This is a genomic window from Streptomyces millisiae (assembly GCF_031845425.1).
GTDB classification, from domain to species: Bacteria; Actinomycetota; Actinomycetes; order Streptomycetales; family Streptomycetaceae; genus Streptomyces; species Streptomyces millisiae.
This window is the reverse complement of record NZ_JAVREM010000119.1, coordinates 1-9,779: the sequence shown is the minus strand read 5'-3', so window position 1 is coordinate 9,779 and position 9,779 is coordinate 1. Positions and strand designations below refer to the sequence as shown.

9 protein-coding genes are annotated in these 9,779 nt (G+C 72.9%); 6 read left to right on the top strand and 3 right to left on the bottom strand.

All coding sequences use genetic code 11. The features are described from left to right. Positions 1-346 precede the first annotated feature (346 nt). The 3 genes from RNC47_RS35100 to RNC47_RS35090 are packed head-to-tail and all read left to right on the top strand — an operon-like array spanning position 347 to position 2,132. Positions 347-952 carry a 50S ribosomal protein L25/general stress protein Ctc gene (locus tag RNC47_RS35100; protein WP_311604819.1) on the top strand — a complete coding sequence of 202 codons (606 nt, stop codon included), beginning with the start codon at positions 347-349 and terminating at the stop codon, positions 950-952. A 29-nt stretch (positions 953-981) separates the two neighbouring features. Next, positions 982-1,578, top strand: a complete 597-nt coding sequence (gene pth, locus RNC47_RS35095) for an aminoacyl-tRNA hydrolase (protein WP_311604818.1) — start codon at positions 982-984, stop codon at positions 1,576-1,578. Positions 1,579-1,631: 53 nt separating this feature from the next. Beyond that, the gene (locus tag RNC47_RS35090) at positions 1,632-2,132 is read left to right on the top strand and encodes a hypothetical protein (RefSeq protein WP_311604816.1); all 501 of its coding nucleotides are present in this window, start codon (positions 1,632-1,634) and stop codon (positions 2,130-2,132) included. On the opposite strand, the gene RNC47_RS35085 is transcribed toward RNC47_RS35090, so the two are convergent. Continuing rightward, a complete protein-coding gene (locus RNC47_RS35085) occupies positions 2,129-3,418 on the bottom strand; it encodes an MFS transporter (protein WP_311604815.1) in 1,290 nt (429 codons plus the stop codon). The genes RNC47_RS35090 and RNC47_RS35085 overlap by 4 nt on opposite strands. Positions 3,419-3,488: 70 nt before the next feature. Between RNC47_RS35085 and RNC47_RS35080 the strand changes: the two genes are divergently transcribed. After that, positions 3,489-4,493: a GlxA family transcriptional regulator gene (locus tag RNC47_RS35080; protein ID WP_311604814.1), complete on the top strand. Its 1,005-nt coding sequence runs from the start codon at positions 3,489-3,491 to the stop codon at positions 4,491-4,493. Between the two features lie 18 nt (positions 4,494-4,511). Here RNC47_RS35080 and ppc read toward each other — a convergent pair whose 3' ends face one another. Continuing rightward, positions 4,512-7,268, bottom strand: a complete 2,757-nt coding sequence (gene ppc / locus RNC47_RS35075) for a phosphoenolpyruvate carboxylase (RefSeq protein WP_311604813.1) — start codon at positions 7,266-7,268, stop codon at positions 4,512-4,514. Positions 7,269-7,523: 255 nt separating this feature from the next. On the opposite strand from ppc, the gene RNC47_RS35070 reads away from it, so the two are divergent. Together RNC47_RS35070 and RNC47_RS35065 are read left to right on the top strand one after the other, a co-directional pair. Continuing rightward, positions 7,524-8,573: an acyl-CoA desaturase gene (locus tag RNC47_RS35070; RefSeq protein WP_311604812.1), complete on the top strand. Its 1,050-nt coding sequence runs from the start codon at positions 7,524-7,526 to the stop codon at positions 8,571-8,573. Next, a complete protein-coding gene (locus RNC47_RS35065; RefSeq protein ID WP_311604820.1) occupies positions 8,573-9,259 on the top strand; it encodes a TetR/AcrR family transcriptional regulator in 687 nt (228 codons plus the stop codon). Before RNC47_RS35070 ends, RNC47_RS35065 begins: the two co-directional genes overlap by 1 nt. A 107-nt stretch (positions 9,260-9,366) precedes the next feature. On the opposite strand, the gene RNC47_RS35060 is transcribed toward RNC47_RS35065, so the two are convergent. After that, a partial coding sequence (locus RNC47_RS35060) for a rodlin (RefSeq protein ID WP_311604811.1) occupies positions 9,367-9,779 on the bottom strand: 413 nt, incomplete at its 5' end.

Genomic DNA, 9,779 nt, shown 5'->3' with positions numbered 1-9,779 from the left:
GCCGCGCGACGACCCGCCCGGAGGGCGGGTGGGTGGGCGCGGCACCGCGCGGCCGGCGGAGCCGGGGCCTGCGGCGGCTGCGCCGCCGGGCCCCGCGCGAGGCCACCCGCCAAGGGCGGGTGGGTGGGCGCGGGCACCGCGGGGCCGCCGCCCCGCCGCCTGGTCGCGGCCAAGGCCGAGCGCCCAGCGACGTGGTGGTCTCCTCCACCCGGTAGGGTGGTATCGCTCGGCGAGGGAGGCCCCCAGGGGTTGTCCGTGATCGACGCGCTCTTCGTGGCTGGTCCGTTGGTCCGCCCTGGGCCGGGCGGCGTGATCGAGGCCCCACAGCGAGGAGCGAGGTAGAGCAATGGCTGATGTGAAGCTGACCGCCGAGGCGCGGCAGGAGTTCGGCAAGGGCGCGTCCCGGCGGATCCGGGCGGCGAACAAGGTGCCGGCCGTCATCTACGGGCACGGTTCGGAGCCGGTGCACGTGACCCTGCCGGGCCACGAGCTGATGCTGGCGCTGAAGACGCCGAACGTGCTGATCACCCTGGACGTCGCCGGCAAGCAGGAGCTGGTGATCCCGAAGGCCGTGCAGCGCGACGCCATCAAGGGTTTCCTGGTCCACATCGACCTGCTGCTGGTCAAGCGCGGCGAGAAGGTCACCGTCGAGGTGCCGGTGCACACCGAGGGCGAGCTGGCCCCGGGTGGCGGTCTGCTCGAGCACGTGCTGAGCGCGCTGCCGGTCGAGGCCGAGGCCACCCACATCCCGGAGTCGCTCAGCGTCTCGATCGAGGGCCTGGAGCCGGGCGCCTCGGTGCTGGCGAAGGACATCACGCTGCCGAACGGCACCTCGCTCGCGGTCGAGGAGGACACGGTCGTGCTGCAGGTCCTGCAGCCGCAGGCCGAGGAGCCGGCGCCGGCGGCCGCCGAGGGCGAGGGTGAGGCCGCCGAGGCGGCGGCGACCGCCTGACGGACGAGGAGCCCGAGCGGGAGACGGTGATGACGACGACGACCACGGACGAACCCTGGCTGGTCGCCGGCCTCGGCAACCCGGGGCCGCAGTACGCCGCGAACCGGCACAACGTCGGCTTCATGGTCGTCGACCTGCTGGCCGAGCGGATCGGCGGGAGGTTCTCGTCACACCGGTCCCGCGCCCTGCTGTGCGAGGGCCGGCTCGGCGCGCCCGGCGCCGGCGGCCCGCGCGTGCTGCTGGCCAAGCCGATGACGTACATGAACGTCTCGGGCGGGCCCGTCACGTCGCTCAGCACCTTCTACAAGGTCCCCGTCTCCCGGCTGGTCGTGATCCACGACGAGTTGGACATCGGCTTCGGCGCGCTGCGCCTCAAGCTGGGCGGCGGGGACAACGGGCACAACGGGCTGAAGTCCATCACGGCCTCGCTGGGCCGGGACTACTACCGGGTCCGCTTCGGCATCGGCCGCCCGCCGGGCCGGATGGACGTGGCGGCGTTCGTGCTGAAGGACTTCTCGCCGGTCGAGCGCAAGGAGCTGGACCTGCTCGTCGACCGCGCCGCCGACGCCGTGGAGAGCCTGCTGACGGAGGGTCTGGAGCGGGCCCAGAGCGCGTACAACAGCTGACGGAGAGCGACGGGGGTTGACCGGCCGCCGGGCCGTGGCCAAAGATCGGCGGCATGTCCGCGACCACCCGCACCGTTCGCCGCAGCTTCGCCCGCCGGGCGGGTGAGAGTGCCTTCGGCGTCCTGCTGCTCGTGCGGTACCTCCTCCTGGGGCTGCTGACGTTGCTGATCGTGGTCGGCGGCTTCCTCGGGTCCTGGGACACGGCGCGGGACGCGATGTCCCCCGGTGACCTGCCGCAGGGCCGGCTGACGCTCGCCGCCTGCTCCGACGACGCCTGCACCGGCGTCTTCGAGCCGAGCGGCGCGACCGTGGCGCTGGTCCAGCCGATCGCCCGCGAGCCGGGCGAGACGCTCGACGTCGCCGTGTACGAGGACACCGGAGAGGCGATCCGCACCGGGCTGCCCGGCGTCCTCTACTCCTGGCTGCCGCTGATGGGCGCCCTGCTGCTGGCGTCGGTCGTGATCGCCGGCGGCCTGCGGATGTACCGCGTGGCGGCCGCCACCGGGGCGACGGCGCTGGCCGCGCTCGGGCTGACGTTCGCCCTGTGGATCTAGGCGACCAGGACGGGGCGGCGTCGCACCAGCATCACCAGGACGGCCGCCACCGCGCACAGCATGCCGGCCGAGGTCCAGGCCAGGTCGTAGGAGCCGGTGACGTCCCGGATCAGTCCGGCGCCGAAGGCGACGACGGCGGCGCCGAGTTGGTGTGAGGCGAGGACCCAGCCGAAGACCACGCCGGCCTCCTCGCCGAAGTGCTCCCGGCACAGGGTGATCGTCGGCGGCACGGTCGCCACCCAGTCGAGCCCGTAGAAGACCACGAAGAACAGCATCGGCGGCTGCACCGAGGACTCGAACAGCACCGGCAGGAACAGCAGCGACAGGCCGCGCAGGGCGTAGTAGACGGCGAGCAGCCGGCGCGCGTCGTAGCGGTCGGTCAGCCAGCCGGAGAAGACCGTGCCGACCAGGTCGAAGATCCCGATCAGCGCCAGCAGCGAGGCGGCGACCGGCACCGGCATGCCGTGCTCGTGGGCGCCGGGCACGAAGTGGGTGCCGATCAGGCCGTTGGTGGAGGCGCCGCAGATCGCGAAGGAGACGGCGAGCAGCCAGAAGACCCGGGTGCGCATGGCTGAGCCGAGCGCGCCGACGGCCCGGCGGGCGGCGCCGGCCGGTGGGCGGGGTGGGGTGACGTAGTCGTCGCCGGCGCCGAAGGGGCGGATGCCGAGGTCCTCCGGGCGGTCCCGCAGCAGCCAGACCACCAGTGGCACCACGGCGAGCGCGCACAGCGCGACGGCGACCGCCGCCGCGCGCCAGCCGGGGCCCTCGACCAGCAGGCCGACGACGGGCAGGAAGACCAGGTTGCCGGCCGCGCCGCCGGCGGTGAGCACGCCGGTGACCAGTCCGCGGCGGGCGACGAACCAGCGGCCGGCGATGGTGGCCGAGAAGGCCAGCGCCATCGAGCCGGCGCCGAGCCCGACCAGGACGCCCCAGCAGAGCACCAGTTGCCACTGGCTGTCCATCCAGACGGTCAGGCCACTGCCGGCGGAGATCATCAGCAGCGCGCCGCACACCACCCGCCGGATCCCGTAGCGCTCCATCAGCGCGGTGGCGAAGGGCGCGGTGAAGCCGTAGAGCAGCAGGTTGACGGAGACGGCGAACGAGATCGAGCCGCGTGACCAGCCGAACTCGTCGTGCAGCGGGTCGATCAGCACGCCGGTGGTGGACCGGAAGCCGGCGGCGCCGACGAGCACCAGGAAGGCGACGAGGGCGACCCACCACGCCGGGTGGACGCGCGGCCCCGGGGCGACGGGGGTGGGGGTCGTTGGCTGTTCGGTCTGGGTCACCCCACGATCGTGCGGTGTCGGCGCCGGCCCGACGAGTGGCCCGACGGCCGTGATATGCAAGGATCGGGCCATGGACACCGCGAACGAGGAGAGCGAGCCGCGGCACCGGGTCGCGGTGCTGGTGCGGGACGGGCTGCTGCCCATCGAACTCGGCATCGTGCACCGGCTGTTCGGCCGGGCCAAGGCGGCCGACGGGCGGCTGCTCTACGAGGTGGTGACGTGCGCGGTCCGCCCGGGGCGGGTGCGCTCGGACGCCGACTTCGACATCGTCGTCGACGCGGGGCCCGAGGTCCTGGCCACGGCCGACACGGTGATCGTGCCGGCCGCGCACGGCAGCGACACCGCCGTCGAGGGCCGGATCTCGCGCGAGCTCAGCGCCGCGCTGGACCTGATCAGGCCGGGCACCAGGATCGCCTCCATCTGCACCGGCGCCTTCGTGCTGGCCGCCGCCGGGCTGCTCGACGGCCGGCGGGCCACCACCCACTGGGACGCCTGTGAGCGGTTCCGCAGGCTCTTCCCCCGGGTCCGCCTGGAACCCGACATCCTCTACACCGAGGACCACACCGGCGAGGCCCCCATCCTCACCTCGGCCGGCGTCGCGGCCGGCATCGACCTGTGCCTGCACCTGGTGCGGCGGGACTTCGGCGCGGCCGTCGCCAACTCGGTGGCCCGCCGCACGGTGGTGCCGCCGCACCGGGAGGGCGGGCAGGCGCAGTACGTGGAACGGCCGGTGCCGGGCGACGGCGAGCGGTCCACCGGGCGGGCCAGGGCGTGGGCGCTCGACCGGCTCGGCCAGCCGGTGACGCTGCGGCAGCTGGCCGATCTCGAGGCGATGAGCGTGCGCACGTTCACCCGCAGGTTCCGCGCGGAGACCGGTCTTTCGCCGCAGCGCTGGCTGGTCCAGCAGCGCCTGGAGCGGGCCAGGCAGCTGCTGGAGGAGAGCGACCTGCCGGTGGACCGGGTCGCCGAGCAGGCCGGCTTCGGCACGGCGGCCTCGCTGCGCCAGCACCTGCACCGGGCGCTGGGCGTGTCGCCCAGCGCCTACCGCCGAACCTTCCGCCGCGCCCCCGCCTGACCGGCGGGGCGCGGCCCGTCAGCCCGTGTTGCGCAGGCCCGCGGCCACGCCGTTGACGGTGAGCAGCAGGGCGCGGGAGAGCAGCTGGTCCGGCTCCTCGCCCCTGGCGGCCGCCTCGCGCTGCCGGTGCAGCAGGGTGACCTGGAGGTAGGAGATCGGGTCCAGGTAGGCGTCCCTGATGTGCAGGGTGCGCTGCAACGCCGGGTTGGCGTCGAGCAGTTCGCGCTCGCCGGTGATCCGCAGCACCTCGGCGACGGTCAGCGCGTGCTCCGCCTCGATGGTCGCGAAGACGTGCTTCAGCTCGTCCGGCACCAGCGTCTCCACGTAGTGGCGGGCGATCCGCAGGTCCGTCTTGGCCAGCGTCATCTCGACGTTGGACAGGAAGTTGCGGAAGAAGTGCCAGTGCTCGAACGCCTCGGCCAGCACGTCGTCGAGGCCGGCCTCGCGGGCCGCCCTGAGCCCGGTGCCCACGCCGAACCAGCCGGGCACGATCTGCCGCGACTGGGTCCAGCCGAACACCCACGGGATGGCGCGCAGTCCGTCGAGCCCGGCGCCGCTGTCCGGGCGGCGGGACGGGCGGGAGCCCAGGTGCAGCTCGGCCAGCTGGTCCACCGGGGTCGAGGCGAAGAAGTACGCCGGCAGGTCCGGGTCCTCGACCAGGCGGCGGTAGGCGGAGTGCGCCGCGTCCGAGACGGTGTCCATCGCCGCGTCCCAGCGGGCCAGCGCCTCCTGGGACTGCCGGGGCGCGGTGTGCAGGGCCGAGGCCTGGAGCGTGGCGGCGACCGTGAGCTCCAGGTTCTCCCTGGCGAGCGACGGCACCAGGTACTTGTCGGAGATCACCTCGCCCTGCTCGGTGACCTTGATCTCGCCCTCCAGGGTGCCCCAGGGCTGGGCCAGGATCGCGTCGTGGGTGGGGCCGCCGCCGCGGCCGACGGTGCCGCCGCGGCCGTGGAAGAGCCGCAGCCGCACCCCGTGCCGGTGCGCCACGTCGCGCAGCCGGCGCTGGGCCCGGTGGATCTCCCACTGCGAGGTGGTGATGCCGCCGAACTTCGACGAGTCGCTGTAGCCGAGCATGACCTCCTGCACGTCGTCCCGGAGCGAGACGAGCCGCCGGTAGGAGGGGTCGGAGAGCATCGAGTCGAGCAGTTCGTCGGCGATCTTCAGCTCGTCGGTGGTCTCCAGCAGCGGCACGATGCCGATCTTCGCCCAGCCGGCGTGCAGGTCGATCAGGCCGGCCTCGCGGGCCAGCACGGCGGCCGCGAACACGTCGTCCGCGCCCTGGCACATCGAAATGATGTATGACTCGATGACCTCGGGCCCGAAGCTGTCGAGCGCCCGGCGGACGGTCTCGAAGACGCCCAGGGTCTTGGCGCCGGCCGCGTCGAGCGGGGCCGGGGTCGGGGCCAGCGGGCGGCGCGAGCGCAGCTCCTTGGCGAGCAGCCTGGTGCGGTACTCGCGGGGCATGTCCGCGTAGCGCCAGGACTCCTCGCCGAGCCGGTCGAAGAGCTGGCCGAGCGCGTGGTGGTGGGCGTCGGCGTGCTCCCGCACGTCCATGGTGGCGAGTTGCAGGCCGAACGCGGCCAGCGTGCGCATCAGCCGCTCCAGGCGGCCGTCGGCGATCAGCTGGCCGCGGTGCTCGCGCAGCGAGTCCTGGACCAGCGCCAGGTCGGTCAGCAGCTCCCCGGTGCCCAGGTAGTCGCGGCCCGGCACGTGCGCGGTGCCCTCGGCGAGCCGGGCGCGGGTGTTGAGGAGCTTCTGCCGGATGCAGGTGACCTTGAGCCGGTAGGGCTCCTCCGCGTTGAGCCGCTTGTAGCGCGGGGTGATCTCGGGCAGCAGCGCGATGTCCCGGTCGAGGGAGTCGAGCAGCTCCTGGCTGGCGCCGCTGTTGCGGATCGAGTTGGAGAGCGCGCCGCGCAGCTCGTCGATGTGGCGCAGCGCGCTGGTGATGCCGTGCTCGTGCTGGAGCAGCAGCACGTCCCAGGTGACCTGGGGGGTGACGTTGGGGTTGCCGTCCCGGTCGCCGCCGATCCAGGTGCCGAAGGTCAGCGGGCGGCTGCCGGAGGGCATGGGGGCGCCGGCCCGCTCCAGTTCGGCGGCCAGGTCCTCCAGCACGTCGCCGACGGCGCCGGCGTGCAGTTCGTCCAGGTAGTAGACGGCGTTGCGCGCCTCGTCGGCCGGCTCGGGGCGGGCCACGCGCAGCTCGTCGGTCTGCCAGATGAGGTCGATGTTCTCGGCGAGCCGGAGGTCGGTGCGGCGCCGGTCGCCGCCGTGCTCGGCCTCCGGGTTGTCGAGCAGCTCGGCGATCTTGCGGAGCTTGGTGAGGACCGAGCGTCTCGCGGCCTCGGTGGGGTGCGCGGTGAACACCGGCCGCACGCCGAGGTTGGCCACGGTCTGCCGCAGGTGCGCCGGGTCGGCGTCCTTGAGCATGTCGGCGGTGCGGGAGAGCACCCCGCCCTCGGCGGCCCGGTGGTCGCGCAGCGCCCGGCCGCGGTGTACCTGCTCGGTGACGTTCGCGAGGTGGAAGTAGGTGGAGAACGCGCGCACCAGCTTGGCCGCGGTGGCCAGGTCGGTCGAGCCGAGCAGCTCGGCGGCGGCCTCGCCGTCCGTGCGGGTCAGGGCGCGAACGCGTTCGACCAGTTCAAGCAGCTCGGGGCCGTCCTGACGCACCAGCGTCTCGCCGAGCAGGTCCCCCAGACGGCGGATGTCGGCACGCAGCGCGGTACCGCTTTCCGGGGCGACCGGGTTGGGTGTCTCGTTGCTGTCGGGACTGCTCACGGTTGCGGCTCCTCGCAGCTGGGCTCTTCCGGGAGGTCGTTGGCTCAAGGGGGCGGGCTGAGGCGGACCTCGCTGTCCGACAGGCCAATCGTAGTCAGGGTGTGCCATCGGTCCGGCACGGCGCGGTCGCCTGGGTTTGCGCCGCTTGCGCCGTCCGCTACGACTTGCGATGGTTACGATGCCGTAGGTTACGGTCCCGTAGGTATCTCCTTCCCCCTCTCGGGAACCCCCCACTCCCCCCCACCGAGGAACCCCATGACCGCAAGTCCTGACCTGGCGCCAGCCGACCGGGCCGAAGCCGGCGCGCCCCCCGCTCCCCCCCTGCCGTCCGCCACCCTCGGCGGCGAGCGGCGCGGCACGGCGGAGCAGGTCGCGCTCCTCCTGTTCATCGTGGTGCCGTTCCTGGCGCTGCTCGCCGCCGTCCCGCTGGCCTGGGGCTGGGGGGTGAGCTGGCTCGACCTGACGCTGATGGTGGTCTTCTACTTCCTCGGCGTGCACGGCGTCACCATCGGCTTCCACCGGCACTTCACGCACCGCTCGTTCAAGGCCAAGCGGCCGATGCGGGTCGCGCTGGCCATCGCCGGCTCCTTCGCCGCCGAGGGCCCCGTGGTCCGCTGGGTGGCCGACCACCGCAGGCACCACAAGCACTCGGACGCGGAGGGCGACCCGCACTCGCCCTGGCGGTACGGCGAGACCGTGCCGGCGCTGGTCAAGGGCCTGTTCTGGGCCCACCTGGGGTGGATGTTCGACCGCGAGCAGACGCCGCAGCACGTGTACGCGCCCGACCTGGTCAAGGACGCCGACGTGCGCCGCGTCTCCCGGCAGTTCGCGCTCTGGACGACGGTGTCGCTGCTGCTGCCGCCGCTGCTCGGCGGGCTGCTCACGTGGTCGTGGCAGGGCGCGCTGAGCGCGTTCTTCTGGGGCTCGCTGGTGCGGATCGCGCTGATCCACCACGTCACCTGGTCGATCAACTCGATCTGCCACGCCGCCGGCAGGCAGCCGTTCCTCTCCCGGGACCGCTCCGGCAACGTGTGGTGGCTGGCGATCCTGTCCTGCGGCGAGTCCTGGCACAACCTGCACCACGCCGACCCGACGTGCGCCCGGCACGGCGTGGACCGCTGGCAGCTGGACTCCAGTGCCCGACTGATCAGCTGGTTCGAGAAGGCCGGCTGGGTCTACGACGTGCGCTGGCCGAAGCAGTCACGAATCGACGCCAAGCGCGCGATCCCGGGCGGCGAGGACACCGATTCGGGAGCGAACCGTAAGGAAAACCATCAGGGGAGCGCCGCACCGAACACGGCATGATGGGGGGCGTGGCGACCGACAACAGCATCAACGACGACGGCAAGGGCAGGACTCCGCGCCCCACGCGACGGGCCCGCCGGAGAATGACGGGCACCGAACGCCGGGAACAGCTGCTGGACATCGGCCGCACGCTCTTCGCGGAGCGCGGTTTCGAGGGCACCTCGGTGGAGGAGATCGCGGCCAAGGCCGGGGTCTCCAAGCCGGTGGTTTACGAGCACTTCGGCGGCAAGGAGGGGCTCTACGCGGTCGTGGTCGACCGGGAGATGAGCAGGCTGCTCTCGATGGTCACCGGTGCCCTGACCGCGGGCCACCCGCGCGAGCTGCTGGAACAGGCGGCGTTCGCGCTGCTGGACTACATCGAGCAGTACACGGACGGCTTCCACATCCTGGTGCGGGACTCGCCGGTCGCCCAGTCGACCGGCACCTTCGCCTCGCTGATCGGGGACATCGCGACCCAGGTCGAGGACATCCTGGGCGTCGAGTTCAAGGGCCGCGGCTTCGACGCGAAGCTGGCCCCGATGTACTCGCAGGCGCTGGTGGGCATGGTGGCGCTGACCGGGCAGTGGTGGCTCAACGTCCGCAAGCCCAAGAAGGCCGAGGTGGCCGCCCACCTGGTCAACCTGGCCTGGCACGGCCTCCAGGGCCTGGAGCACGACCCGCAGCTGGTGGGCCGGCGCCGGGCGTAGCGGCTCCCGACACAGCGAAGCGGCCCCCTCCCCGGGTGTTCGGGGAGGGGGCCGTCTCATCGTGGAGCACCGGTCAGGAGGCCGATGCGCCCGGGACTCGCTGGTCCTCAGTTGTTGGCGACGCCGTTCCCGGAGAGGAGCGCCAGGTCGTCCAGGAGGTGCGACAGCGGGTCGTCGCCGTCGATCTGCACCGAGTTCTCGGAGCAGTTCTGCTCGTTCTTGCTGGTGAGCACGTCCTGGACGCCGATCGGGATGGCGAGGACCTGGACCACGTTCTGCACGTCGAGCTGGCTGATCGGGATGCAGACCTCGTTCAGCGTGCCGTTGACGAGGCCGAGGTTCGGGCTCAGGACGCCACTGGTGGTGGTGTTGCCCGTGGCGTCGAAGTTCCCGTTGCCACTGATCGTGGTGGGGCCCTCGTCGTTGCTGATGGCCATGGCGGGGGCGGCAGCCATGCCCGCCACGCCGGCGGCGGTGGCCGCGACGGCGGCCGTGGCAAGCGTCTTCTTCAGCACTTGGC

Coding starts and splice junctions, on each gene's coding strand:
- RNC47_RS35100 (WP_311604819.1), top strand. CDS start 347: ATGGCTGATGTGAAGCTGACCGCCGAGGCGCGGCAGGAGTTCGGCAAG.
- pth (WP_311604818.1), top strand. CDS start 982: ATGACGACGACGACCACGGACGAACCCTGGCTGGTCGCCGGCCTCGGC.
- RNC47_RS35090 (WP_311604816.1), top strand. CDS start 1,632: ATGTCCGCGACCACCCGCACCGTTCGCCGCAGCTTCGCCCGCCGGGCG.
- RNC47_RS35080 (WP_311604814.1), top strand. CDS start 3,489: ATGGACACCGCGAACGAGGAGAGCGAGCCGCGGCACCGGGTCGCGGTG.
- RNC47_RS35070 (WP_311604812.1), top strand. CDS start 7,524: ATGACCGCAAGTCCTGACCTGGCGCCAGCCGACCGGGCCGAAGCCGGC.
- RNC47_RS35065 (WP_311604820.1), top strand. CDS start 8,573: ATGGGGGGCGTGGCGACCGACAACAGCATCAACGACGACGGCAAGGGC.